This window comes from Bacillus cereus group sp. N31 (assembly GCF_016483245.1).
Taxonomy (GTDB): domain Bacteria; phylum Bacillota; class Bacilli; order Bacillales; family Bacillaceae_G; genus Bacillus_A; species Bacillus_A toyonensis.
Map to the genome: position 1 here is coordinate 62,280 of NZ_JAEHCH010000002.1, position 25,614 is coordinate 87,893.

Genomic DNA, 25,614 nt, shown 5'->3' on the forward strand with positions numbered 1-25,614 from the left:
AATAGTCGTTACTATATATTAAGATGAGATTTATACTAAATTCGTGATGGACAAACTACTATTTCTAAAAAAATAAGAAGTTTGCCTACCGAGCAAAAACAATTAAGTTATGGAGAAAGATTTATAGAAATTAAAGAAGATTAGTTCAACATAAAAAAGCATGTCAATTGTTGAGAATATCTAACAATTGGCATGCGGTTTGTGGAGGAATACCTCATTTGTATTCATTCAACCTTTCAAGGGTTGTTTTGGGTAAAATTGGAATTGAAATAATGAAAGTTGTACCGGCTTGATTACTAGTCATTTTTAATGTACCGTTATGATTTTGAATAATTTTCTTCGTTACTGATAGGCCCAGTCCTGTTCCTGAATCTTTTGTTGAGAAGAATGGATCAAAGATATATTCTTGAATAGCTGGAGGAATACCAGTTCCATTATCTGTGAAAGTAATCCGAACGAAGTTATCTAGGCGATAACTAGTGATTTGAATAGAAAGAGGTTTTTCACCTTGAGCATCAACGGCGTTTTGAAATAGGTTTAAAAACACTTGAACAAGTTCATGGCGATCAATATGGACTAAAATATCATCTAATTCATTAGAAAAATTATAATCAATTGAAATGTTATGCAAAAAGACCTCACTTGCTAGTAGCTGTTGAATATATTCACGTAAAAATGTATTAATGGGAAACGGTTCTCTTTTAAATTCGCGTGTTTTCGATATAGATAAAAATTTTGTAATAATACTATTTGCACGATCTAATTCAGGAATAAGTAAGTGTTTAAATAATTCTTTATTGGATGGAGATACACTCTCTTGTAAAAACTGTAAGTATCCCCGTACTGTTGTAAGTGGGTTGCGTACTTCATGTGCAATCCCGGCGGCAATTCGTCCTGCTAATGAAAATTTCTCTGCATCACGTTCTGTGTTTAAATAATGAAAAACGCTAATAACTCTAAAAATCTCTCCATTATAATCGCGAATAATTCGATTATTAATAATGCCATAGTTTTTGTCTAAAACCTCTTCATTATATATTTCGGTTCCTGTTTTTAAGGTTTCAATAGCTTTAATTTTTTCTTCAGGTAAGTTAAGTAATTGTTGAATTGGCTTTCCAATTATTTCGTTTCGTATTACACCAAAATCATCTGCAGCAGCTTGATTACATAATGTAATATTCCCTTTATTATCAATAAAGGTTACATGATGTGAAAAAGCATCAAAAATATGAACAAAGTGTTTTTCAAGTTGTTCAAATAAAAATAATGAATCGCAAGTAAGTTGAAAATCAGCTTCTTTATTCTCTTTTCGTATGTTTTGAATGGAATGATTTGTTCTTGTTTTCTTTATTTGCAAACCAATATGTGGATTTTTATATGTGAAATGATGCGGCAATTGATTCACAAGTTCTTCATAAAAACGTACTTTATTTTCTAGTTCTTCTATTCGTTTTTCATGAGATAAAATATCATCGGTTGGAAGCATAAATAAATAACCCCTCAATTTAAAAATTCTTCCATTTAGTATATCATATTTTTATACGGATACTCTTAAAGAAAGAGTTACTTAATGAATTTGATTGTCCAAGATGATTGGGAAATCAGTAGAATGAATATAAGATGAAAACTGAAAGGGAGGAATATGATTGTTTTTCATTGGAGTGACAGGGTGGGGAGATCATGATTCTTTATATATAGATCCCTATGAAAATAAAAATAAATTACGAACATACAGTGAACATTTTCCTATTGTCGAAGTGGATAGTTCATTTTATGCGATGCAACCGGCACGAAATTATACGAAATGGGCGATGGAAACACCGACAGACTTTTCTTTTGTCGTAAAAGCGTATCAAGGAATGACAGGGCATATGAAAGGAGAAACTCCTTTTTCTACGTTTGATGAGATGTTTGATGTGTATAAACAATCGATTCTTCCTTTAATAGAAGCGAATAAATTAAAAATAATTTTATTTCAATATCCACCATGGTTTGATTGCAAAAAGAAAAATGTAGATTTCCTTCGATATACGAAAGAGAAAATGGAAGGTTTACCATGTGCGATAGAGTTTCGAAATCAAACATGGTTTTATCCAGAAATGAGAGATAAAACGCTACAATTTTTAGAGAAAGAAAAATGGATTCATACAATTTGTGATGAACCGCAAGCGGGAATTGGTTCGGTTCCACTCGTATTAGAGGCGACGGATTCGGATATAACATTAATCCGCTTTCATGGTCGAAACGTTCATGGCTGGCTGGATAAAGGGGAAAATTGGAGGGCGGTTCGCTGTTTATATCGCTACAACAATAAAGAATTGGAAGAATGGGTAGAACGACTAGAGCAACTAAAAAAGAAGACAAAGGACATATACGTATTATTTAATAATAATTCGGGCGGGGATGCAGCGGATAATGCGAAACAACTTATGAAAATGATGAACATTACATATGGTGAGCCAAAGCCTGAGCAATTAAATTTATTTGAGCGATGATAAAAAAAGAAAGGCACTGTACAAACAGGGGGAATGTACAGTGCCTTTCTATATGAAAAAGAGGGGTAACAATGTTACTGAGCGTTTGGTTGATTCATCAATTGTTGGCTTCATAATAAATGATAATGGTTATCATTATCATTGTCAATGGTTTTTCGGAAAATAAGTAAAATTTTTTTGTATTTTAAATAGCAATAAAAAAAGAACAGCATTAATGCTGTTCTTTTCCATTAATAAATTGTTGTAAATCAAAAGGAGTTATCGCTTGGATAAATTCTTTTGAGATAAGTGTTTGAACGAGAGTGCTCTCAGAAATGCTAGCACCTGTTTTCTTTTCATAAGCTTGTTTTAATAAATCGAGTTTTTCAGCCGTTTCTTGCGGTAATTCAATTGTAAGTGTGTTCATAATTTCTCCCCCTTATTATTAGAGTACCACTACAATATAAGAGAGACAAGAAAAGAAAAGAGAATATGATACATAAAAAAGGTTACCATTTTTTAAATGGTAACCTTTTTTATGTATAAGAGGTATTAAGCGATACCGATATACTTTAAAGTTTTTGATGGAGTACTATGATCAAAGAAGTGTTGTAAAAATGCAATGTCAACACCTGATTTGTATGCACAATAGCCCCAAGTTTTTCGAAGTGTATGTGAGCTAATCCCTTCTAATCCAACTTCTTTTGCAGCTTTGTTTAAAATGTACCATGCATGTTGTCTCGTAATAGATTTTGTTCCTTTTTGAGACTTTAATAATGGCTCATTGCGTTTCCAAGTTTTACGTTCTTTCATGTAGTCTTCGATTGCGTGCTGTAAGTCTTCATTTACAGCAAACCATTTATGTTTCTTTACTTTTTCATTGTAAAATAAAATGGAATGGCGAACATTTTCGTTTTCATCGATGACATCGCTAACTTTTAATTGTAAGATTTCGCTTACTTTTAAGCCAGAATTTACGGCTAATACGAATAATAAGCCATCACGTTTCGAAGATTGTAAAAGTATATTTTTGATAGTTTCTAATTGTTTTTCACTTTGAATAGGTTGTCCTGCTTGTTTCATTTCACGCACTCTCCTCTTTTATATGTGTAAGGAAAGGATTAACTTGTTTCTTACTATAAAGGGAGAGTGTGAATTTCATGTGAACTCCTAGTGAAATTAAGACAAATTATTTGACTTCTTTTACATTTGGTAAATTAAAATAGAATACAACGCTATTATTCGTATTATATACACCGTACTTGGCATGATGGAGATCTAAAATGTTTTTTACAATAGATAACCCGAGACCGGTACCACCAGTATGACGACTACGTGATGCATCTAAACGATAGAATCGATCCCAAATTTTTTCAAGACTTTCTTCTGGGATAGGATTTCCTGTATTCTCGATTTCGACTTTTACTGTATCTTCGGTTTCTATAACAGAGACTTTTATTCTTTCTCCATCGGGCGTATAGCGAATTGCATTGCTAAGTAAGTTCACAACTACTTGCTCAATACGACTACGATTCGCTTTAACAAATATAGAAGTGTCTGCATCGACGTCCACTTGTAACTGCTTTTCCTCCATGCTAAATAATAACTTTGTATGGACTTGCTGAATTAATTCACCGATTGAGAATGTTGTCATTTCTAGTTTGTACGTACCCGATTCTAGTTTTGCTAATTCTAACATTTCAACAATAAGTCTGTTCATATTTTCTGTTTCTTCTAAAATAACATCTGTATAATACGTTGTATCTTTACTAACACCATCTTGAATCCCTTCTGCGAAACTTCTAATTACACTAAGTGGTGTTTTTAATTCGTGGGATACACCAGAAATGAATTCTTTCCTCGTCTTCTCTAATTGACGTTCACGTTCAATATCTTGTTGTAATTTTGTATTGGCAACATTTAATCGATCAATTCTGTCTTTTAAGTTTACAGATAATGTATTGATACTGCCGGAAAGTCCGCCAATTTCATCGTCTGCTGTAACAGGTAGTTTCTCGCTAAAATCAAAATTAGCCATTTTCTTTGTAACGCGATTAATCTTAATTAATGGTTTCACAATAATTTTTGAATAGTAGAAGGATAATAAAATAATCACGAGAAACACAATAATTAAGGCATAGACATAATAATCTTTTAAAACGAGCATCGCTTCATTAACAGGTTGCAAAGATACTATCGCAAAGGCGTACTCTGTAATTTTTCCGTTTTCAATAATAGGTTTTACAAAGATACGATTTTTTAAGTTTTCGCCAGCATCTATGGGATATATGATTAGTTGATTTGAATTGAAAATCCCTTGTCTAATAGTGTTTGCAAAGGATTGAACAGCTTGTAATGTTTCAAAATCATTTGCAAGACGGACCTCAGCCTTGGAAGGAAGCTGTAATTTAGATATTACACCCTCAAAGTCCACCGTAGTAAATCCTTGTTGTTTATATCGGTTTGTAAGTCTGTTTTTAGATGGATTTTCACCAATTAATTGCATATCGGAAGTAATATTTCCATTGCTCCACTGATTATAATTTGTTTTTAATGAAATTGGTGTGATTATATTACCGTGTAAGAATCCAAAGACGGATATTATTCCATCTTTTTTTAAACCTAAATTTTCAAATTTATTATATTCTTCAGGTGTTAAAATATTGTTGAGTGGAATGGAATACGTTGTATCGTTAGGACCAATTACATCAATGTAGTAATTGGTGTCACTTTTAATAATGCCATTAGAATCTAAAAATTGCATTTCAGCATTTGTTTTATCATGAAATTCTTGTTTTAGTTTTCTAATTTCCTCATAACTTTTGCCGCTTTTTTCGTAATTATCTACGAATTTTTCAAAGGCAGTTTGAACGGTTTTTACTTTTTTATTAATATAAAATTTCTCTAAAAATAGAGACTGTCCTAGGAAAAAGAGGAGGAATATGATTGTAAATAATGTTGATGTTAATAAAAATAGTTTAAAGACGATACTTCTGTTTTTCACTGCTTCACCTCTTATGAGAAATACTGTAAATGATTTCACTTTATTATAACAAACGTGACAAGAAAGTAGAGGGAGAAATCTGTCTCTTTCTAAAGTAGTTTTTTATAAAAAGTCACATAAAAAGAACTCGACAGACGTATGACGAGTTCTTTAATGTATTATTGTTGAATTGCTGCATCTAAAGCGATTTCAATCATCTCGTTAAATGTAGTTTGACGTTCTTCAGATGTTGTTTCTTCACCAGTGAAGATGTGATCGCTTACTGTTAATACAGATAATGCATTTACACCATATTTCGCTGCTAATGTGTAAAGAGCAGTTGTTTCCATCTCTACTGCTAATACACCGTAATCTGCAAGTTTTTTAACCATGTCCATGCTTTCACGATAAAAAACATCTGCTGTTAAAACGTTACCAACACGAACGTGTAATCCTTTTTCAGTTCCTGCATCGTAAGCTTTCTTTAAAAGGTCAAAGTTTGCAGCTGGTGCAAAATCAAAACCTGGGAATGTTAAACGGTTCATATTCGAATCAGTACAAGCTGTCATTGCAATAATAACGTCACGTACTTTTACGTCCTTTTGAATTGCACCGCAAGTCCCAACACGAATTAAATTTTTAACTCCGTAGCTTTGGATTAGTTCGTTTACATAAATAGAAATAGAAGGAACACCCATACCTGTACCTTGAACAGATACACGTTTTCCTTTATAAGTTCCAGTGAAACCTAACATACCACGCACGTTATTATAGCAAGTAACGTCCTCTAGAAATGTTTCAGCGATATATTTTGCGCGTAATGGATCACCAGGTAATAGAATAGATTCAGCGATTTCGCCTTGTTTTGCTTCAATATGTACACTCATGAAAAGTCCTCCTTATAATGTATTGATAGAAATCAATATCATTTGCATTATACACTACGAATCCGTTCAATTAAAATCTTTTTAATTATTTGTAATATGTGCAAAAGAGGAGGATTTCATAAATCATAATCTAGAATATATATGAAAGAAGTTTTGTATAAACAGAGACAATAAAAATGGTAGGTGATTTTTTGAAAAATCTTGTCATTGGACTTGTAGCTTTGGTACTTATTGTGGCGGGAGGATTTTACATAAAAAAGTATCAGGAAACCGTAGAGACGGTAGGAGATGTTCAAGAAGTAAAATGGGATGTATCAAATGGAAAAGGAAATGATAAAGTAGATATTTTGTTTCAATTACTAAATAAAAAGAATAATGAGGTTCGTGGTGTAAATGATCAAATTCGGGCAGTTATTGTAGATGAACAGTTAAAACATATACAACAGATTAAACCTACATTTGCAGGGAATGGATCATATAAGTTATCTTCCAAAATAGCGAAAGGTGAAGCGTATACAATATTTTTATATGAAGACAAAAATAAGTCAGTAGAATCATTCGCGAAGACAGATTTTGGGAGAGAAAAAGAAGAAAAAAATAAGAAGAAGGTGAACCTGCCAGTCGATAGTGTACTTACAAAAAAAATTGGAGAGCATGAAGTTTCTCTTTTATTCGGTGCATTACATCCGAATGAGCCGGTGACGTTAACATTTCAGTTTCAAGCAAAAAAGGGTGAAAAATTGAAATTACATTCAGAGAGAGGAGAAGAGGAAACTCTTTATATCGTAGATGAAACGAGGGAAAACTTTTTATACGCTATGCCTGTTGATACGGATGAGCAATTACAGTATCGTATTACATTTCCTGCCCAGGGCACGTATAAACTGTGGGGAACTTTTTATATAAATGGTAAGAAATATGAGAAGGATTTTATCGTACAAGTTCAAAAAAGAAAAAACAGCTAAATTTTTAGCTGTTTTTTCTTTTTCCTATTAGTTTTGTTACAGAGAGCATCGTAATTGGTAAAGAATGATTCTTCCTAAATGCTAAATATTTACCGCTCCATGCTGGTTTGTATTTCTCTTTAAAATGTCGTAATCCGCTGAAACTATACGTATAACGAACGTTATTAAAGATTGCAGCAGCAACTCTTTCAGACCAAAATGATTGTGTTGATAACCCAACATTGGAAAGTGGCGCCATACCAATATTAAAGGAGTGATATTCATTTTCTTTTGCCCATTGGAATAAGTGGATGAAAATTGCGTCCATAATTCCACTAGGTGCATCTGGATAATAGCGCATTAAATCAACAGACAATGATCCGTTTTGATATACGGGCATAAAGGTTGTGAATGCGATAATCTTTCCATCCGCATCAGATAATGTAGCGATAGGAGCACGGCTAATATATTCACGATCGAAGTATCCGAGTGAAAAACCTTTCTCTTTTTTTCCACCGAGCCATGCATCAGAAACTTTCCGTAACTCTTCGAATAATTCGTCTGAGAATGGCGGCTGATGAATAGAGAATGTATAGCCTTCTCTTTCAAAACGATTGAAAGTCGCTCGCATACCAGCGCGTTTCTTTCCTGTTATTGTAAATGTATTTAAATCAACGACAGCTTCTTCACCAAGTTTAAAGAAGTTATAACCAAAATCATGATATAAACTCATCCATTTACTTTCGATTTGATAAAATACACAAATGTATCCAAATCGATCAGCTTCAGCTAAAAACTCTTGCAACACATTACGATAGGAGGAAGGGTCACCAATTGGATCACCTAATACAACAAGACGTTTTCCAGTTATGGAGAAGAGAAGGAGCGCTTTCCCATCACTGCTAAAGAAGAATTGTTTATCTCCTAAATAACCTAAATGACTAAGTACATTTCCACCGTGTTCATCTAAGAAGTTTTGTAACCTTTTATCATTTGCTGGTTGCCCGGGAAATTCATTTCGATAACGATTGGCAATGAGTGAGCCAATTAGTAAAAAAGTAGGAACGAAAAAGGCAGCTGCTAATGCACTTCGTTTCACTTGGGTAATATTACGAACGACGAAATCAGGTTTAAAAGCTTCTTTTGCACCTGCAAATAAAATACCTAAGTTTTTATATAAATATAACGTTACAAGTAAGAATATAAAAACTTTTACGATATCAGAAAGTGAGACTTCCATTTTCTCGCGTACGAATCTTTTACGAAGCATATATAATACAGCGAGTACGATTAACAAAATAAATGTTTCTTCAATATCAATTCCTTTTAGCGTATTAAAGATAGCGGCTCCAATTAAAGAAATAATTGTCATATAATAAGAACGTTTTGTTCCGTAATATATTCCCCTTGAAAGGATTAGAAGGAGAATACCGAATGTTAGCGATAAGCTAAAAGAAAACTGAATCAGATGCTTTGGAGCTAAAATATGTAAGGCGTGTGCCCGGTTTATACTTGTTGGTAAAATAGTCGATAAAATAACCATTAAGCCAGCAAATACTGTTAAAGCAGCAGATGCCCATGAACCTAATTTCCCTAGAAAGTCACGCTGCAAAGTCCATATAACGCCAGTGGTTTCTAATGCAGGCGCAATAAAAGGTTTATCTTCAAACTTTTTAATGGCCACTCCTGTCATTTCGAAAGCCGCAAAAATGAGACCAAGGCAGAATGGTAAAATGTAATAGACGAGGCGATATAATAACATAGCAGGCAGTAAAACACCTGTATCAATGCCGTATTGTCCTAGTCCAGTTAAGAAGACAAGGTCAAATGAACCAAGCCCACCAGGGACAAGACTAACGACGCCAGCTAAGGCAGCAATTACATATACACCTAAAAACTTTTGAAAGTCAACTTCAATTCCAAACAGTATTAAAATGACGTACATAACGATACCAGCAGATACCCATTCGACTAATGAAACTAATGAGTATAAAACAGTTGGATTTTTCTCTTCCTCTTCTTGTCCTTCGGTTTGCGTTGTTTTTCTATTTTTAAGTTTAGAAAAGCCGATGTATATAGGGACGAAAAGGGCAAAGAAGATAAGGACAGGCCATAACCACGGTTTTTCATGCAAAATAAATCTTGTGTCTAATATTCCGATAAGACCGAGGAATGAAAGTATGGCTAATCCGTTAATAAAGGCAGTCGTCATCCAGGCAATACTTTTAATAAGATTGCCATTTTCTTTTATGTATGGACGATAAAGCATTGTTCGTACACCAGCTCCAACGAGGCCACCAAATCCAATAAAACCATTTAAAGTATTCGCAATCCATGAGATACGGAAAATCTTTTGGACAGGTATATCAGCTTTTAAGTAACGAAGCATAACATAATCATAAAAGAACATCGTTGATACAGCGAATGCACCAAGTGTAATTGCTAAAAAGACTCCTCCAGTTGGAATGTTTTTAATTGTATCAATCGCTTCTAAAAAAGAAATGCCCGCTAATTCTTTTTTTGCTTGAAAGAATACAACTGTTAATACAACAAATGGGAAGATAATTTTCCCGATTTGTAAGAAACGTTTCCATGAAAACGACATAAATACAACTCTCCTTGTATAAGAAAACTGAGACAATAATATTATTATGACAAACTTCAAGAAAAATAAAAAGGTAAATTCCTGTATAGGTAAGCTATTTTTTATATAGGTATATTTAAAAGAATATTTCGTTTATCAGAAAGTTAAGTTAAAATGGAGTGAAAGAAGGAAGAGAGGGGAAGTATATGATTATAATAGGTTATGCGGGGCATGAGTTAGAGAAAGCAAAACCTAATACATCAGAAGATTTTTTTAACAGATCTGAAGTGACATATATATTAAATGATAAAGAGAAAACTTTTTCAGTTTTATACGTTCGCTATTTTGAAGAAGTTATACAAGAAATTACTCCTTTTGAAGGAAATCCAGTGTGTAAAGTAGAAGAACAAGACATATATTTACGGGATATTGTAGCGATATGTTGTTTAGTGAAAGATAAGGAGCTCCGTGCGCAAAAACGTTTATATTTAAATAATATAGAAGAATTTCAACAATATTTTGATGAGAGAACAGTGTTGAAAGTACAAGAAATATTGGCTGAATTACATAAAAATAAAAGAATAGAAATAGCGTGAAATGGAAAGGGAGAGGGAAGAAATGTCTAATTTGATGGTTGAAAATCAAACAGAACAAGTTTCTATATTTTTAGAAGATGCGATTACTTTGATAACCAATTATGTAAATTATCATACGTTGCCTTTTTTATTAGAAGAGACACCAGCTGGGAACGAGCAATATTATAAAGGGTTATTAGCATCAATGAGACGTCTTCTCGTTTTTTGCGAAGAAGGACATGATGCATGTTTTGTTTTGCTGAATAGCCAGCCATTTCGAAAAACAGCAGCTGAAAAAATTTTATATAAGATATATCATCAAGTTATTGCAGAGTTTTTTTCCCCGAAGAGTGATCATTGGTATGAAAATAGTCGATCTGCATATACAGGAAAAAATTCTATCGTTTTTCAACAAACACCACCTTCATCTATAGAGCAAGTGATGAAGAATTTAGAAGGTAAATTTCAATTGATGCGTGAAGAACTAGAATATTATGAGACAGATTACCAAACGAAGATGTTACACAAATACTAATTAAGGAAAAGAAGCTAAGGAGACTTAGCTTCTTTTCCTTTTGTACAGTTATATAAGGGATTTTCATTGAATATATTTAAGTGGATAGCAATAAGGAGGTGTAACATGAGTCAGCAAGGTGTATTTACAGATTACTTTCATGAAGTAGAAAGTTGGTGTGAAAGTGTTCTTCACGTATTAGATAGCCGCGCAATGGAAGTGTATGATGTCCATATGCTTGCTTATAAAATTCAGACATTATTAGAGCGTATGAAAGAGCATGAGTACGAAACGGATGCGGAGTTTATGTATGAAATAAGCGATGATGTAGAACATATTCAACATCATCTGCAGGAAGTATTTATGCAAGAAGAGGAATATGAACTATATGAAAGAGGGGATAGTGAACGAGCTGTTCCAATTGGAGGGCATACACTCCCGCCATTACCTTATCCATATAATGCGTTAGAGCCGTATATTTCTAGAGAAATTATGATGTTACACCATGATAAACATCATCGTAGTTATGTAGAAGGGTTAAATAAAGCAGAGAAGATGATGGAGGAAGCGAGAAAAACCAATCAATTTGATTTAATTAAGCATTGGGAACGAGAAGCGGCTTTTCATGGATCAGGACATTATTTACACACGATATTTTGGAATAACATGAAAAAAGATGGTGGTGGAAGTCCAAGAGGGGATTTTTCACAACAAATTGAACAAGATTTTGGGAGCTTTTTACGTTTTCAAAAACATTTTACGGAAGCAGCCTCTAAAGTAGAAGGTTCGGGCTGGGCGATTCTCGTTTGGGTCCCCCGATCTGGAAGGTTAGAAATTTTGCAGAGTACACTTCATCAATTGTTTACACAATGGGATACGATACCGCTCCTTGTACTAGATGTATGGGAACATGCGTATTATTTACAATACCAAAATCGAAAAGATGAATATATTAAAAACTGGTGGAATGTTGTGAATTGGCCTGATGTAGAAAAAAGATTTGAAACTGCGAAACAAATTGAATGGACACCATATTAGACGCAAATTCTTTGCGTCTTTTTTAATGGGGGCAGAAGGAAGATTTCGTTCATATTTTAAAAGGCCAAGCATACACTTGTACAAAAAGTGCCAAAAGGACGTGGGAGGAAATATGAGACGAATTTGTGTAATCATTACGCTTCTTATTATGTACGCAAGCGTTATGCCGATTCCTACATATGCAAAGATGAACAGTAATGTTAGCGCTCGAAATGCTGTATTAATGGAGCAAAGTTCTGGTCGTGTATTATACGGAAAAGCAGAACATGAGCCACAAAAAATTGCTAGTATAACAAAAATTATGACAGCCTTGTTAGCTGCTGAATCAGGAAAAATGAAAGAAATGGTATCAGTTAGTAATGAAGCAGTCAGGGTGGAAGGATCGGCGATTTATTTAAAACCTGGACAGAAAGTGAAGCTAGAGGATTTAGTATACGGACTTATGCTTAGATCAGGTAATGACGCAGCGCAAGTAATTGCTGAAAATGTAGGAGGGAGTATAGAGGGGTTCGTATATTTAATGAATGAAAAGGCGAAACAAATTGGAATGAAAGATACTCACTTCTCAAATCCTCATGGTTTGGATGGAGATGGCTCTCATTATTCTTCGGCTTATGATATGGCACTGTTAACGAAATATGCAATGGGGAACGAGACCTTTAAGAAAATTTTTGGCACAAAAACGTATAAATCAAATTCATGGGATTATCCGTGGAAAAATAAACATAAGCTTGTGACATCCTATTATGAATTTGCAACAGGTGGGAAAACAGGTTTTACGAAAAAAGCAGGACGAACGCTTGTTACAACGGCATCAAAAGATGGACTAGATTTAATTGTCGTAACTTTGAGTGCTTCTAGTGATTGGGATGATCATATGAATCTATTTGACAAAGGGTTTGAACGTTTTAAGCAAACAAAAGTTTTAGGACAAGGAGCGCTTGCTGAAATAAATGAAAAGAAATATGCCAATCATGTTTATACGAAAAATAGTTTTTCGGTACCGTTAACTGAAGAAGAAAAAAAGAACGTAGTATTAAAAGTTGAACTCGATAAAAGTGCAAAACTTACGGATGGAGTAAAGGTTGGGAAGACAGACATTTATGTTGGTAATGAAAAAGTCGGAGAACGGAATTTATTTTATAGTAAACGGAAGTTAGTAGCTGCAACGGGTATGTATTGGAACAATGTGAAGGAAATTTTTTCTTACATGATAGGTGTTGGGAACGATGGTTAATCTCGTCTGGGCAGCGATGGCGGTCATAGGGATTGTGTATGCCATGATAAACGGAACGATGGAAGAAGTAACGAAAGCTGTATTTGACGGGTCAAAAGATGCGGTAACGATTTGCATAGGACTTATTAGCGTTTTAGTATTTTGGCTTGGCTTAATGAAAATTGCAGAGGAAGCAGGGTTGTTAAAAAAGTTAGTTACACTTTTTATGCCGATAGTAAAAAGGTTGTTTCCAGAAATACCGAAGGATCATCCGTCAATGGGATTTATTCTATCGAATATGATGGCGAACTTTTTTGGACTAGGTAATGCAGCAACTCCTCTTGGTATTAAAGCGATGGAACAACTGAAAGAATTAAATGGAGGGAAGGATTCGGCCAGTCGCTCTATGGTGACGTTTCTAGCATTAAATACATCAGCTATTACTTTAATTCCTACTACCGTCATTTCGATTCGAATGACTTATGAATCAGCAAATCCTACTGAAATTGTTGGGGTAACATTCATTGCACAAGTGCTCTCTATGATTGGGGCAATTTGGATTGACCGCTATTTTTACCGAAGAAGGAGTAGAAAGGGGCGGAAAAAATGAGTATTGTAAATACAATTTCATTATGGGTAATCCCTTGTGTAATTGGTTTTATCCTTTTATATGGCACGATAAAGAAAGTCCCAACGTATGAATCGTTCGTTGAGGGAGGAAAAGAAGGGATTCAAATTGCAGTTTCCATTTTACCGTTTATGGTTGGAATGCTTGTATCCATTTCTATTTTTCGGGCATCAGGTGCTTTAGATGCGATGATATCTGTAATGAAGCCAATGTTAGATTTAATTCATGTCCCAGCAGAAATCGTTCCACTTGCGCTTATACGTCCAATTTCGGGTTCTGCTGGTTTAAGTATTACGACTGATTTAATTGCAACATATGGACCAGATTCGTTTATTGGGAGATTAGCTTCTACGATGCAAGGGAGTACAGATACGACTTTTTATATTTTAACAGTATACTTCGGAGCTGTTGGGATTAGAAAAATGGGGGATGCATTAAAAGTAGGGCTTTTTGCAGATTTAATCGGGATTATTTGCTCAATTGTGTTTGTTTCTTTATTGTTTCAGTAATACTATTCATTTTTTAGGCTATTTCGCTTATAATACGTATACGACCACTATTAAGGTGTAGCTTAATAGTGGTTTTTTTATGCAGTATTTTTGACAAAATGATGAACTTTTATTGTGAGAAATATGAAAAATATGGACAATAATAAAGGATAAAAACATGATTTGCCCTTTATATGTTTAATATCATCGCTATGTTGTTTAAGTGAGACGAGGCGAACAGTCGTAAAACGTATGCGGTTGCCAAGTCTTTCTAATGTAAGGTAAGATAAATTCGAGGTGAAAAAAAGAAATGGAACGATTACAAAAAGTGATTGCACAAGCAGGTATTGCATCGAGAAGAAAGGCTGAGGAATTAATTCAGCAAGGAAAAGTGAAAGTTAATGGAAAAATAGTGAAGGAGTTAGGAACAAAGGTAACTCCTCAAGATAAAGTAGAAGTAAATAACATCCCTCTTGAAAAAGAAGAACCTGTTTATTTTTTACTATATAAACCAACTGGCGTAATTTCAAGTGTATCAGATGATAAAGGAAGAAATGTTGTAACAGACTTTTTCCCTGAAATTACACAACGTTTATTCCCAATCGGACGCTTAGATTATGATACGTCTGGCGTATTATTAATGACAAACGATGGGGACTTCGCTAATGTATTAATGCACCCGAGATATAAAGTTGAAAAAACATATGTTGCAAAAATAAAAGGGCCATTAACAGGTGAGAAAATTCGCATGTTAGAACGAGGTGTTACATTAGAAGACGGGAAGACAGCACCAGCAAATGTGAAAATTATTTCTTGGGACAAGCGTAAAGAGATGGCGATTGTACAATTAACAATTCACGAAGGTCGTAACCGTCAAGTACGTCGTATGTTTGAAGCGTTAGACTGTAAAGTAGTGAAATTAAAACGTGAACGTTATGCCTTTTTAGAAGTGGGTAGTTTGCGACCTGGTGATGCAAGAGAATTGACACCACATGAGGTAAAACAATTACGCGCGCTTGCTTCTACAAAGCCAAGATAAGCTATAGAGTTAAAATTTCACCAGTGGAGTGCTCTGCTGGTGATTTATTCAATATAACATTTACAGAAAAGAATACATACCATTTACCGAGGAGAGGGGAGACAAGATGAAGAAAAATCGCTTATTATTTCGTGTTATCATCCTGCTCATTTTAAGCGGTGCTGTAGGATTTACCCTTTATCAAGGGTTTTTCACTGATAAAGAGAAAATGCAAATTGGGAAAGAAGCACCTAATTTTGTTGTGACGGATTTGGAAGGAAAGAAAATTGAATTAAAGGACTTAAAGGGTAAAGGTGTATTTTTAAACTTTTGGGGAACTTGGTGTAAACCTTGTGAAAAAGAAATGCCTTATATGAATGAATTATATCCAAAGTATAAAGAAAAAGGCGTTGAAATTATTGCGTTAGATGCAGATGAAACAGATATTGCTGTTAAGAATTTTGTGAAACAATATGATTTGAAATTCCCAGTTGCCATTGATAAAGGAACAAAAATCATAGGCACATATGGAGTAGGTCCATTACCGACAAGCTTTTTGATTGATAAAGATGGAAAAGTAGTGGAGCAAATTATAGGTGAACAAACGAAAGAACAGTTAGAAGGCTATTTAAAGAAAATTACTCCGTAATAAAGAAAGCCTTTACATAAGAGGTGCATGTCTATAGCGCCTCTGATTTAAAAATTCTGAGTATTGCGGTAACTTGAGGTTAGAATATACAATAGTACATATAGATACAGGGGCGGTGAGAGTGTTGAAAGAAATTAAATGTGAGTGTGGACATGTTAATCCGATAGGAACCATTTTTTGTGAAGCTTGTGGGAAACCATTTGAAAGCAATGAAAATGTAAAACTATTGGATATGCGCTATGAGGGGAGTGCGCGGAGATCTCTCACGCAAACAAAAACGATAGTCGATAAAATTTGGAGCTTTTTCTCTTCTGTAAAAGTAGGTGTATGGCTAATCGTAATAACTTTAGCTGCATCAGCGATAGGAACAATTTTTCCGCAAGAAATGTACATAACGCCAGGAATTGCACCAGCTGAATATTATAAACAGGAATACGGATTTTTAGGGCAATTATACTATCAATTAGGATTTAATAATTTATACGGTTCATGGTGGTACATGATTTTAATTGCTTCTATCGGTACTTCACTTGTGATATGTAGTTTAGACCGTGTTATTCCCCTTTATAAAGCTTTAAAAAAACAAGGGGTAAAAAGACATCCTAGCTTTTTAAAGAGACAAAGATTATACGGGACTGGTACTCCGCAAGATGGCGACTTGGAAAGAGTGCAAAAGAATTTAAAGAAAAGAAACTATAACGTGAAAGTGGAAGACGGAAACGTTTTAGCGGAAAAGGGACGTTTCTCACGTTGGGGTCCATATGTAAATCATATCGGCCTTATTATCTTTTTATTCGGTGCGATGCTTCGTTTTTTACCGAGTATGTACGTAGACGAAGCTCTTTGGTTACGTGATGGTGAAACGAAAGAAGTACCAGGGACGGATGGTCAATACTATTTAAAAAATGAGAAGTTTATAAAAGAAGTTTATGATAAAAGTAAGGATAAGGAAGTTTTTGATGAAGCGATAGACCGTGTTGGGGATAAAATGATTGCGAAAAACTTCCAAACGAATGCAGTATTATATAAAGCGGTAGGCGAAAATATAGCAGGGCAAAAACCGAAATTAGAAAAAGTAAAAGAAGCGGAAATTCGCGTGAATGAGCCATTGAAATTTGATCAATTTGCAGTGTATCAAGTGGATTATAAAGAAAGTGAATTTAAAAGTATGTCCTTCCACTTGCAAAACAAAGAAAATAATCAAAAGTGGGGACCAATTAAAGTAGATTTAGCGAATCCTACAGAAAAATACGATTTAGGAAATGGTTATTCTTTAGAACTATTAAGCTATTTTCCAGATTTTTATTTTGATGAGAATGGAAAACCGAATACAAAAACAAAATTACCAAACAACCCTGCATTCGTATTTAAAATGTTTACGCCTGAGACGCCAGATGGTGAAGTGAGTTTCGTTGGTATTCAGCAAAATATAGAAGCAGATGGAAACAACAAATATAAAATGTCATTTGCAGGTGTTGAAATGCAAAATGCGACAGCTCTAACGGTTAGGAAAGATTTAACGCTTTGGATTCTTGGTATTGGAGGATTTATATTTATGGTTGGTGTCATTCAAGGTATGTATTGGAATCATCGCCGTATTTGGATACAACGTGTTAATGATGAATGGTGGATTGCAGGACATACGAATAAAAATTGGTTCGGTTTAAAGAAAGATATTGAAAGAATACTAGAAGGTACAGCAATTCCACAGCCAAATGATAAAGTAATTGATAAAAAAATTAGTTAAGGTGGGGAAACGATATGGTGCAAATAAGTAGTAACTTTCTCTTTACCGCATTTATTTTATATTTAATAGCAACTCTATTTTTTGGGGGAGCAATTAAAGAAAAGGGTCATAAATGGGCAAATGTAGGAATAACGATTACAATTTTAGGATTTATAGCACAAACAGTATATTTTGTTACAAGGTGGATTGCATCAGGTCATGCGCCAGTTAGTAACTTTTTCGAATTCGGTACGTTTTTCGGTATGATGCTTGTCGGAGCATTTATTGTAATGTATTTTATGTACCGCGTAAGTATAATTGGACTATTTGCATTACCAGTTGCTCTTTTATTAATTGCCTATGCAAGTATGTTCCCGAGGGAAATATCCCCGCTTATCCCATCTTTAAAAAGTAACTGGTTACACATTCACGTGACGACTGCAGCAGCAGGACAAGCAATTTTAGCAATTAGTTTTATTACGGGCGTTATGTATTTATTGAAAAATGTAGATCAATCAACGAGAAGTAAACGTACATTTTGGTTAGAAACGGTAGTGTTCACACTTGTTTGTACAGTTGGATTTATTGCGGTAACGACAGTATTCTCCAGTATGAAATATGAAGCTAAGTTTCAATGGATTGATAAAAATGAACAACAAGTCGAGATGAAGTATAATCTCCCAGCTTTAGTTGGACCACATGAAGGGAAGTTACTGACAGAAAATAAATTAGAACCGACAGTCGAAGTTCCAGCGATTGTAAATGCGAAAAAATTAAATACTGTTATTTGGTCAGTAATAGTTGGAACACTACTTTATGTTGTATTAAGACTTGTTTTACGTAAACGAGTATCAGCGGCACTTCAGCCACTAGTAAAGAATACGAATAGTGATTTATTAGATGAAATTGGATATCGATCTATTGCAATTGGATTCCCAGTTTTCACATTAGGTGCGCTAATTTTTGCGATGATTTGGGCTCAAATAGCATGGACGCGTTTTTGGGGGTGGGATCCGAAAGAGGTTTGGGCACTTATAACGTGGCTCTTTTATGCGGCAGTATTACATTTACGATTATCTAAAGGATGGCATGGGGAAAAATCAGCGTGGCTTGCAGTAATTGGTTTTGCGATCATTATGTTTAACTTTATTGTAGTGAACTTAATCATTGCGGGTTTACATTCATATGCATAGAGAAATAAAATAGGAGAGTGTATGTCACTTTCCTATTTTATTTTTGTCAAATTTTCTTCTTTTTTGAGAAAAACATGACAAAGTAGCGGTTGATTTTGTAAAATGATGTCGAGGACATAATATACTGTTCAAATAAAATACATAGTTTTGGAAAAAAATTGAACAAACTTTATTATTCTTGTGAAGCATAATAGTGGGAAGTGAAACATTTAGAGGAGTGCTTAAATAACCGAGAATAGCGCAACATAATAGTGTAGAAGGGTAGGTGTGAACCGCTGATGTGAAAATATGCAGCGGGTAGAAATGGAAAATGAATTTAGAATTTTAATTGTAGACGATGAGGATCGCATTCGTCGTTTATTGAAAATGTACTTAGAAAGAGAGCAATACACTATTGAGGAAGCAGATAATGGTGATACAGCTTTAGAAATGGCGTTGCAAAATGATTATGATTTAATCTTATTGGATCTTATGATGCCTGGTAAAGATGGTATCGAAGTGTGCAAAGGGGTTCGTGAGAAAAAAGCGACACCAATTATTATGTTGACGGCAAAAGGTGAAGAAGTAAATCGGGTACAAGGATTTGAAGTTGGAACGGATGATTATATTGTAAAACCATTTAGCCCACGTGAAGTAGTGCTTCGTGTGAAAGCGGTGTTACGTCGTGCTGTACCAACAACATTCTTTACACAAGATACAACGACGAAAGATGTTACTGTGTTCCCGCACTTAACAATTGATAACGATGCACATCGTGTTACTGCAGATGGTAATGAAGTGAACTTAACGCCGAAAGAATATGAATTACTATTATTCTTAGCGAAAGCTCCTGATAAGGTATTCGATCGAGAGCAATTGTTGAAAGAAGTATGGCAATATGAATTCTTCGGAGATTTACGTACAGTGGATACGCATGTAAAGCGTTTACGTGAGAAATTAAGTAAAAAATCACCAGATGCTGCGAAGATGATTGTTACCGTTTGGGGCGTAGGTTACAAGTTTGAGGTTGTGAACGACTGATGCTTTGGAGAAGTGTAGTAGGGAAGTTATGGATGACCATATTACTTCTCGTTTCGTTTGTTCTTGGATTTGTTGCGATTTTACTTTCACAGTTTTTTAGAACGTATTATGTTGATATGAGTGAAGCTAGGCTTCAGAAAGTTGCAACAAGTGTTTCAGAGTTAATTGAAGAAGGTGCCGATGTAAAAACGATTGAGAATATCGCGTATAAATTCTCTGACCCACTTTCAAGAATCATTATTGTAGAAGATGGTAAGGAGATTTCATCTTCTCCGAAACAAGAAGGATTAGTTACGCTAACAATAGATGATTTAAAAGAAGATAAAGAATTAGCTGCTGTTTTTAAAGATAAAAAAGAAATTAAAAACAACATAAGAAAAGCTTCTAATAGTAGGAAGAATAAAAATACTGAAAATGATATTATGATTGTCGGAAAACCGGTGCAATCAAAAAATCAAAGTGCAGTGTTCGTATATGAATCTTTACAAGTACCAATACAAGGTATGGAGAGAACGACTGATTTTATTTTCTTATCGGCTGGGATTGCGATTATATTAACAACCTTCTTTGCGTTCTTCTTATCTACTCGAATTACCGCACCGCTTCGTAAAATGCGTGAGGTTGCTTTTGAGGTGGCACGTGGGAAGTTTGATGCAAAGGCTCCTATGGTATCTCAGGATGAAATTGGTGAGCTTGCAACGGCCTTAAATCAAATGGGTAAACAGTTGAAGTTTAATATGAATGCTTTGCAGCAAGAAAAAGAACAGTTAGCTAGTATTTTGAGTAGTATGGCAGATGGAGTTATTACGTTAAATCAAGAAGGTGAAGTCGTAGTTATTAATCCACCGGCTGAAAATTTCTTACAAGTTTGGCAAGAAGAAAAAGAGATAGAGCTAAGTAAAAAACTACCTTCTGAACTTGTGGAACTATTCCATCGCGTTGTAGAAAGTGAGCAACAACAAGTTGTTGAAATTAATTTGCAAAAAGGTAACTACGTAGTTCTTATGACGCCGCTTTACAATCAAACGAAAATTCGTGGGGCTGTAGCAGTGTTGCGTGATATGACGGAAGAACGCCGTCTAGAGAAGATGCGTCAAGACTTTATTGCCAATGTATCACATGAACTTCGTACACCAATGGTCATGCTTCAAGGGTATAGTGAAGCGATTTTAGATGATATTGTGCAAACGAAAGAGGAAATTAATGAGTTTGTTCAAATCATTTATGATGAATCCGTTCGTTTAGGTAAACTTGTAAATGAATTATTAGATTTAGCTCGTATGGAAAGTGGCCACGTAGAGTTACATATTGGTGAAGTAGATATTCATCCATTTGTCGAAAAGATTGGCCGTAAATTCCAAGGGATTGCAAAGGATAAAGAAGTTGAACTAACAGTAGATTTCCAAAGTCCAATTGAACAATATCCGTTTGATGCAGACCGTATGGAACAGGTGTTGACGAATTTAATTGATAATGCAATTCGTCATACGAATGCAGGTGGACATGTTGCACTTGTAATTCATACGGAAAATAATGGTCTTACTTTCGAAGTGCAAGATTCAGGTGCTGGTATTCCAGAAGAAGATATTCCATTCTTGTTTGATCGTTTTTACAAAGCTGATAAAGCAAGAACACGCGGGAAAAAGGGTGGAACAGGACTCGGGCTTGCGATTGCTAAAAATATTGTTCAAGGCCATGATGGGAAAATTTCTGTCTCAAGTGTTGTTGGAGAAGGAACTATATTCTCTGTATATTTGCCGAATCGTATAATTTAGATATATGTTTTTAAAGTTAATAATAAATAAAGTTCTACTGTTTTTTATTTTTTTGTAAAATCAATTAAATAAATTATAGTAGAACTTTTTTCTATCTTAGTCGAATTAAGAATAACGAGAGAGGTGCTGTGAAGAAATGAAATTATATACGAAAACAGGAGATAAAGGGAAAACAAGTGTAATAGGTGGCAGGGTGGATAAAGATAATATTCGTGTAGAAGCATATGGCACGATAGATGAGGCGAATTCTCATATTGGATATGCGATGACTAAGCTACAAGGCGGGGCATTTGGAGATATTTACAATGAACTTGAAAATATTCAACATGAACTATTTGATTGCGGGGGAGATTTGGCGATAGTGGAGGAGAAAATCCCTTATAAAGTAACGATCGAAATGGTCGAAAGCTTAGAAAGAAGGATTGATTTGTATATAGAAGAAGCGCCACCATTAGAACGCTTTATTTTGCCAGGTGGTAGCGAGGCATCGGCTACCATTCATATTGCACGTACTGTTGTAAGAAGAGCAGAGCGCTCTATCGTGTCGTTGAAAAAAGAAGTGGAAATAAATGAAGTTGTTCTAAAGTATGTAAATAGATTATCTGATTATTTGTTTGCAGTAGCTAGAGTAATAAATACTCGATTACAAGTAAAAGATGTGGAGTATAACCGTAGCGCATTAGTTTTTCGTGATAAGAAAGAGAAGGAAGTGGAGTAATTCACTTTCTTTTTTTTGTATACTTTTTTCTGTAATATACCAAAATAGAGAAGGTATGGTGGTAATTAGAAAACGGAGGATGTATATGAAAGTGTTAAAATGTAGCGTCATGTTATTGACTGTACTGTTTTTATCTCAATTACATGTTTACGCAGAAGAAAATCGATGGACATGGCCTGTGGAAGGACAGATAAGTGATTATTTTGGGACAAGGCATGGAAAACACTACGGTATTGATATAGCTGCACCGATCGGAGCACCTGTGGCAGCTATTCAAGATGGTAAGGTGACAAAGTCTTATTATTCAAATAGTTATGGGAACGTTGTATTTATTAAACATGGAGAATATGAGGCTGTGTATGCACATTTAAATAAGAGACACGTAGTTCAAGGGGATTATATTTCAAAAGGAGAAATAATTGGAGAAGTAGGAAACACAGGAGAATCACGAGGTGCACATTTACATTTAGAACTTCATCAAGGAAGCTGGACGATGGCGAAAAAGAATGCGATGAATCCATTACTTGTTTTAAATGAACAAAAAAATGAAGTTGTTTCTTCCTCATTATATGTCGTACAAAAAGGGGATACTTTAGTTAATATTGCACGGAAATTTAGTATGACACTTAAGGAAATAAAAGCAAAAAATGGATTGCAGCAAGAGCGAATTTATCCAAATCAACAATTATACGTAAAGTAAAGAAGAGCTAGTTTAACTAGCTCTTCTTTTACCAAAAAATAAAGACACATATAAATCCAGAAATAGCTAAGTAGCTATATAAGTAAAAAACTTTTGTTCTTGTTTTTTCTTTTGTTCGAAACAGTACAATAGTCGGTTCAATTAAACCGATTGTCAAACAAAGTAAGCCAAGAAGCATACAACCAATCGAAAGAGAGTACAGGGCGATTTGTGGTGCTTGAAATGGAATCATCCATTTTAATAAAAATGCAATAAGTGCAGTGTAACAAATGCTGCCGATGTATTTATTCAACGGTGTATTAGAACGAAAACCAGGAAGTTTTTTTAAGAAAGAGCGAGAAACAACTTCTGTTTGTAAAGATGTATGCTTTTCGATAATTTTTTGAGCTTCTTTTCCTTTTTGGAAAAGGGATAATATCCAGTTACGCTTACCTTGAAAAATAAATTGAGAAGTTGTCAAATAGTGATCAACCTTCACTTTATTCCAACTCTTCCATGGATGACGCTCGCACAATTTTAATTTACTTTCTGTTTTTTTATCATACTGATAAATACTGATGCCATCTTCATCGAAAGCAGCATAGTATGTCTCGCTTGAGAATGTGCCTAAATCAATTGGACAGTAGAAAAGTAATTCTTTTTTTAAGTAAAAGTATTCTTTTCTTAAGTTTTTTTTCATTGCTTCTCGAATAGAGTGTCTTTTATCTTTCTTCATGACATTTCCTCCATAACTCAGAAAATGTTCTTATCTTAACAATTCAACATCTTATCACTTTTCATTATATATGACTAGGGAATTCAAAAGAGAAATGCCTAATAATAAAAAATATGGGGTGTATTGTAAAATATTTTGCAATTATTAATAGGTTATAAAAAATAAATAACTAATTTTAAATAAGTTACAATTTTTTAGTTCACAATGTTATTAGGTTGTTGTATAATGAAGGGGAAAATAGAATATCGGTCTATCTTCGGGGCAGGGTGAAAATCCCGACCGGCGGTGATGAACTATTTATGATTTCGTTCTAAGCCCGCGAGCCGTTAAGGCAGGATTTGGTGTGATTCCAAAGCCGACAGTATAGTCTGGATGGGAGAAGATGGAGGTTCAAGCGTTCAAAAAAGATAGGAATTTGAACGTCTGTTTGATGTGCCTTAAATTCTCCCTTTGTGTAAAACACAAAGGTTTTTTTCATTCTATGAAAAAATAGGCATAGCAGAACCTTTCCACTTTCCATGAGATGATCGATGGAAAAGGAGAGAGAACGATGAAACAAAAAAACAGTGTAGTAAAGATGGTGAGTGTAGCAATGCTAAGTAGTATTGCATATTTACTAATGATGTTGGATTTCCCGTTCCCAGGGCTTCCGCCATTTTTAAAAATTGATTTTAGTGATGTGCCAGCTCTAATTGCTGCAATTATTTTTGGACCAATTGCGGGGATAATTGTAGAGGGAATAAAGAATATTTTACATTACGGGATTCAAGGTAGTTTAGTAGGAGTGCCAGTTGGAGAAATTGCAAACTTTATTGCAGGATGTTTATTTATTGGACCAGCAGCTTTCTTATTTAGAAAGTATCGTACTGTAAAGAGTTTAACGACAGGACTAATGTTAGGGACAATTACAATGGCGCTAATTATGAGTGTATTAAACTATATCATCATATTCCCAGCTTACACTTGGTTTTTAAATGCACCTGCTATGTCTAGTGAGGCTATAAGAACGACTGTTGTAACAGCGATCTTACCGTTTAATTTAATTAAAGGAATTGTAGTAACAATTGTATTTGTAGCATTATTCTCACGCCTGAAAGTATGGGTGTTTGCAAAAATGAAAAATGCATAACATATAAAATAAAACCATTAGTAGTGTGAAACTACTAATGGTTTTTTGTTAAGTAGAATGAAAATAGGGAACAAAAAATGCCCCTCATCAATATGAGGGGCATTTTTTGAAGTTAATAAAAGACTATTCGAATTTTAAAGCGTCGCCGTCAAATGATTCGTCAGCAACTTTAATTGAGTCAGTTGGACAACCTTCGAATGCGTCCATCATATCTTCAATTAATACATCTGGAATTTCAACGATACCTTGGTTATCATCTAATGTTACAAATGCAATACCTTCATCATCATAGTCATAAATGTCTGGTGCAGCAGCGCCGCAAGCACCACATGCGATACAAGTATCTTTATCAACGATTGTATATTTTGCCATCTTTTTTCCCTCCTGATAATATGTATGTGAAAAGCTCGCCATAAAAATTATAACCTTATTGTAAAACGGTTTGTAAAACTTTTCAACATAAAATTATAATGATAATGCTTATCAATTAGAGTGTCAACTTATTTTTGAATTATGTCATAAGATTTTCAAAATACGTAAATGTTATTTCGTTTGGTACAATAGAGTATGTACAAGCATATGGTACCAATATGATAAGGTTAATGAGTAACAGTAGACGTTGTAATCATATTGAAAAAGA

25 protein-coding genes and 1 riboswitch are annotated in these 25,614 nt (G+C 34.5%); of the genes, 17 read left to right on the forward strand and 8 right to left on the reverse strand.

The window, feature by feature from the left end:
* Positions 1-214: 214 nt before the first annotated feature.
* Entirely contained in the window at positions 215-1,486 is a 1,272-nt protein-coding gene (locus tag JDS81_RS04605; protein ID WP_097954470.1) for a PAS domain-containing sensor histidine kinase, read from the reverse strand.
* A 160-nt stretch (positions 1,487-1,646) separates the two neighbouring features.
* On the opposite strand from JDS81_RS04605, the gene JDS81_RS04610 reads away from it, so the two are divergent.
* Positions 1,647-2,495 carry a DUF72 domain-containing protein gene (locus tag JDS81_RS04610; protein WP_000465099.1) on the forward strand — a complete coding sequence of 283 codons (849 nt, stop codon included), beginning with the start codon at positions 1,647-1,649 and terminating at the stop codon, positions 2,493-2,495.
* 211 nt (positions 2,496-2,706) lie between these two features.
* Here the strand turns inward: JDS81_RS04610 and JDS81_RS04615 are convergent, their stop codons facing one another.
* The 4 genes from JDS81_RS04615 to deoD form a co-directional block, all read right to left on the reverse strand.
* On the reverse strand, positions 2,707-2,901 hold the full coding sequence (locus JDS81_RS04615; protein ID WP_001094863.1) for a DUF3924 domain-containing protein: 195 nt from the start codon (positions 2,899-2,901) through the stop codon (positions 2,707-2,709).
* 125 nt (positions 2,902-3,026) lie between these two features.
* Positions 3,027-3,557 (reverse strand): tyrosine-type recombinase/integrase, encoded by a 531-nt coding sequence (locus JDS81_RS04620; protein ID WP_000806240.1) that lies wholly within the window; start codon positions 3,555-3,557, stop codon positions 3,027-3,029.
* A 106-nt stretch (positions 3,558-3,663) separates the two neighbouring features.
* The gene (locus tag JDS81_RS04625; RefSeq protein WP_097954471.1) at positions 3,664-5,478 is read right to left on the reverse strand and encodes a sensor histidine kinase; all 1,815 of its coding nucleotides are present in this window, start codon (positions 5,476-5,478) and stop codon (positions 3,664-3,666) included.
* 158 nt (positions 5,479-5,636) lie between these two features.
* Positions 5,637-6,344, reverse strand: a complete 708-nt coding sequence (deoD, locus tag JDS81_RS04630) for a purine-nucleoside phosphorylase (protein WP_000110704.1) — start codon at positions 6,342-6,344, stop codon at positions 5,637-5,639.
* Between the two features lie 176 nt (positions 6,345-6,520).
* On the opposite strand from deoD, the gene JDS81_RS04635 reads away from it, so the two are divergent.
* A complete protein-coding gene (locus JDS81_RS04635; protein WP_142312454.1) occupies positions 6,521-7,309 on the forward strand; it encodes a hypothetical protein in 789 nt (262 codons plus the stop codon).
* 4 nt (positions 7,310-7,313) lie between these two features.
* On the opposite strand, the gene mprF is transcribed toward JDS81_RS04635, so the two are convergent.
* Positions 7,314-9,893, reverse strand: a complete 2,580-nt coding sequence (gene mprF, locus JDS81_RS04640; protein ID WP_097954472.1) for a bifunctional lysylphosphatidylglycerol flippase/synthetase MprF — start codon at positions 9,891-9,893, stop codon at positions 7,314-7,316.
* A 185-nt stretch (positions 9,894-10,078) separates the two neighbouring features.
* Here mprF and JDS81_RS04645 point away from each other — a divergent pair, with 185 nt between their 5' ends.
* From JDS81_RS04645 to JDS81_RS04710, 14 genes are all read left to right on the forward strand, one after another.
* Complete coding sequence (locus JDS81_RS04645; protein ID WP_000583780.1) at positions 10,079-10,468, forward strand: hypothetical protein; 390 nt, start codon at positions 10,079-10,081, stop codon at positions 10,466-10,468.
* Positions 10,469-10,490: 22 nt separating this feature from the next.
* Complete coding sequence (locus tag JDS81_RS04650; RefSeq protein WP_000067560.1) at positions 10,491-10,982, forward strand: YpuI family protein; 492 nt, start codon at positions 10,491-10,493, stop codon at positions 10,980-10,982.
* 105 nt (positions 10,983-11,087) lie between these two features.
* Positions 11,088-11,999 (forward strand): superoxide dismutase, encoded by a 912-nt coding sequence (locus JDS81_RS04655; protein WP_097954473.1) that lies wholly within the window; start codon positions 11,088-11,090, stop codon positions 11,997-11,999.
* Positions 12,000-12,111: 112 nt separating this feature from the next.
* The gene (gene dacB, locus JDS81_RS04660; RefSeq protein WP_001252633.1) at positions 12,112-13,236 is read left to right on the forward strand and encodes a D-alanyl-D-alanine carboxypeptidase DacB; all 1,125 of its coding nucleotides are present in this window, start codon (positions 12,112-12,114) and stop codon (positions 13,234-13,236) included.
* A complete protein-coding gene (gene spmA, locus JDS81_RS04665) occupies positions 13,229-13,825 on the forward strand; it encodes a spore maturation protein SpmA (protein WP_000247802.1) in 597 nt (198 codons plus the stop codon). Before dacB ends, spmA begins: the two co-directional genes overlap by 8 nt.
* Complete coding sequence (gene spmB / locus JDS81_RS04670; protein WP_000029515.1) at positions 13,822-14,352, forward strand: spore maturation protein SpmB; 531 nt, start codon at positions 13,822-13,824, stop codon at positions 14,350-14,352. Before spmA ends, spmB begins: the two co-directional genes overlap by 4 nt.
* Positions 14,353-14,641: 289 nt before the next feature.
* A complete protein-coding gene (rluB, locus tag JDS81_RS04675) occupies positions 14,642-15,370 on the forward strand; it encodes a 23S rRNA pseudouridine(2605) synthase RluB (protein WP_000440550.1) in 729 nt (242 codons plus the stop codon).
* 106 nt (positions 15,371-15,476) lie between these two features.
* A complete protein-coding gene (gene resA / locus JDS81_RS04680) occupies positions 15,477-15,998 on the forward strand; it encodes a thiol-disulfide oxidoreductase ResA (RefSeq protein WP_000742208.1) in 522 nt (173 codons plus the stop codon).
* Between the two features lie 121 nt (positions 15,999-16,119).
* Complete coding sequence (gene resB / locus JDS81_RS04685; protein ID WP_000910514.1) at positions 16,120-17,745, forward strand: cytochrome c biogenesis protein ResB; 1,626 nt, start codon at positions 16,120-16,122, stop codon at positions 17,743-17,745.
* Positions 17,746-17,759: 14 nt separating this feature from the next.
* Positions 17,760-18,917: a cytochrome c biogenesis protein ResC gene (gene resC / locus JDS81_RS04690; protein ID WP_000250078.1), complete on the forward strand. Its 1,158-nt coding sequence runs from the start codon at positions 17,760-17,762 to the stop codon at positions 18,915-18,917.
* A gap of 303 nt (positions 18,918-19,220) precedes the next feature.
* Positions 19,221-19,937: a DNA-binding response regulator ResD gene (resD, locus tag JDS81_RS04695; protein WP_000426665.1), complete on the forward strand. Its 717-nt coding sequence runs from the start codon at positions 19,221-19,223 to the stop codon at positions 19,935-19,937.
* On the forward strand, positions 19,937-21,712 hold the full coding sequence (gene resE, locus JDS81_RS04700; RefSeq protein WP_097954474.1) for a sensor histidine kinase ResE: 1,776 nt from the start codon (positions 19,937-19,939) through the stop codon (positions 21,710-21,712). The genes resD and resE overlap by 1 nt, the downstream gene beginning before the upstream one ends.
* Positions 21,713-21,848: 136 nt before the next feature.
* Positions 21,849-22,430 (forward strand): cob(I)yrinic acid a,c-diamide adenosyltransferase, encoded by a 582-nt coding sequence (locus JDS81_RS04705; RefSeq protein ID WP_000781255.1) that lies wholly within the window; start codon positions 21,849-21,851, stop codon positions 22,428-22,430.
* An 85-nt stretch (positions 22,431-22,515) separates the two neighbouring features.
* Positions 22,516-23,130 (forward strand): peptidoglycan DD-metalloendopeptidase family protein, encoded by a 615-nt coding sequence (locus JDS81_RS04710; RefSeq protein ID WP_097954475.1) that lies wholly within the window; start codon positions 22,516-22,518, stop codon positions 23,128-23,130.
* A 28-nt stretch (positions 23,131-23,158) separates the two neighbouring features.
* Here JDS81_RS04710 and JDS81_RS04715 read toward each other — a convergent pair whose 3' ends face one another.
* On the reverse strand, positions 23,159-23,845 hold the full coding sequence (locus tag JDS81_RS04715) for a hypothetical protein (protein ID WP_097954476.1): 687 nt from the start codon (positions 23,843-23,845) through the stop codon (positions 23,159-23,161).
* 248 nt (positions 23,846-24,093) lie between these two features.
* Positions 24,094-24,233: riboswitch (FMN riboswitch) on the forward strand.
* Between the two features lie 162 nt (positions 24,234-24,395).
* On the opposite strand from JDS81_RS04715, the gene JDS81_RS04720 reads away from it, so the two are divergent.
* Positions 24,396-24,974: an ECF transporter S component gene (locus JDS81_RS04720; RefSeq protein ID WP_000810844.1), complete on the forward strand. Its 579-nt coding sequence runs from the start codon at positions 24,396-24,398 to the stop codon at positions 24,972-24,974.
* A gap of 123 nt (positions 24,975-25,097) precedes the next feature.
* Here the strand turns inward: JDS81_RS04720 and JDS81_RS04725 are convergent, their stop codons facing one another.
* Positions 25,098-25,346, reverse strand: coding sequence for a ferredoxin (locus JDS81_RS04725; RefSeq protein WP_001151993.1), 249 nt, complete (start codon positions 25,344-25,346; stop codon positions 25,098-25,100).
* Positions 25,347-25,614: the final 268 nt, after the last annotated feature.

Coding starts and splice junctions, on each gene's coding strand:
- deoD (WP_000110704.1), bottom strand. CDS start 6,344: ATGAGTGTACATATTGAAGCAAAACAAGGCGAAATCGCTGAATCTATT.
- mprF (WP_097954472.1), bottom strand. CDS start 9,893: ATGTCGTTTTCATGGAAACGTTTCTTACAAATCGGGAAAATTATCTTC.
- JDS81_RS04720 (WP_000810844.1), top strand. CDS start 24,396: ATGAAACAAAAAAACAGTGTAGTAAAGATGGTGAGTGTAGCAATGCTA.
- spmA (WP_000247802.1), top strand. CDS start 13,229: ATGGTTAATCTCGTCTGGGCAGCGATGGCGGTCATAGGGATTGTGTAT.
- JDS81_RS04650 (WP_000067560.1), top strand. CDS start 10,491: ATGTCTAATTTGATGGTTGAAAATCAAACAGAACAAGTTTCTATATTT.
- JDS81_RS04605 (WP_097954470.1), bottom strand. CDS start 1,486: ATGCTTCCAACCGATGATATTTTATCTCATGAAAAACGAATAGAAGAA.
- spmB (WP_000029515.1), top strand. CDS start 13,822: ATGAGTATTGTAAATACAATTTCATTATGGGTAATCCCTTGTGTAATT.
- JDS81_RS04710 (WP_097954475.1), top strand. CDS start 22,516: ATGAAAGTGTTAAAATGTAGCGTCATGTTATTGACTGTACTGTTTTTA.
- JDS81_RS04705 (WP_000781255.1), top strand. CDS start 21,849: ATGAAATTATATACGAAAACAGGAGATAAAGGGAAAACAAGTGTAATA.
- resA (WP_000742208.1), top strand. CDS start 15,477: ATGAAGAAAAATCGCTTATTATTTCGTGTTATCATCCTGCTCATTTTA.
- JDS81_RS04615 (WP_001094863.1), bottom strand. CDS start 2,901: ATGAACACACTTACAATTGAATTACCGCAAGAAACGGCTGAAAAACTC.
- JDS81_RS04635 (WP_142312454.1), top strand. CDS start 6,521: ATGGTAGGTGATTTTTTGAAAAATCTTGTCATTGGACTTGTAGCTTTG.
- dacB (WP_001252633.1), top strand. CDS start 12,112: ATGAGACGAATTTGTGTAATCATTACGCTTCTTATTATGTACGCAAGC.
- JDS81_RS04715 (WP_097954476.1), bottom strand. CDS start 23,845: ATGAAGAAAGATAAAAGACACTCTATTCGAGAAGCAATGAAAAAAAAC.
- JDS81_RS04655 (WP_097954473.1), top strand. CDS start 11,088: ATGAGTCAGCAAGGTGTATTTACAGATTACTTTCATGAAGTAGAAAGT.
- resD (WP_000426665.1), top strand. CDS start 19,221: ATGGAAAATGAATTTAGAATTTTAATTGTAGACGATGAGGATCGCATT.
- JDS81_RS04620 (WP_000806240.1), bottom strand. CDS start 3,557: ATGAAACAAGCAGGACAACCTATTCAAAGTGAAAAACAATTAGAAACT.
- resE (WP_097954474.1), top strand. CDS start 19,937: ATGCTTTGGAGAAGTGTAGTAGGGAAGTTATGGATGACCATATTACTT.
- JDS81_RS04645 (WP_000583780.1), top strand. CDS start 10,079: ATGATTATAATAGGTTATGCGGGGCATGAGTTAGAGAAAGCAAAACCT.
- rluB (WP_000440550.1), top strand. CDS start 14,642: ATGGAACGATTACAAAAAGTGATTGCACAAGCAGGTATTGCATCGAGA.
- JDS81_RS04725 (WP_001151993.1), bottom strand. CDS start 25,346: ATGGCAAAATATACAATCGTTGATAAAGATACTTGTATCGCATGTGGT.
- resC (WP_000250078.1), top strand. CDS start 17,760: ATGGTGCAAATAAGTAGTAACTTTCTCTTTACCGCATTTATTTTATAT.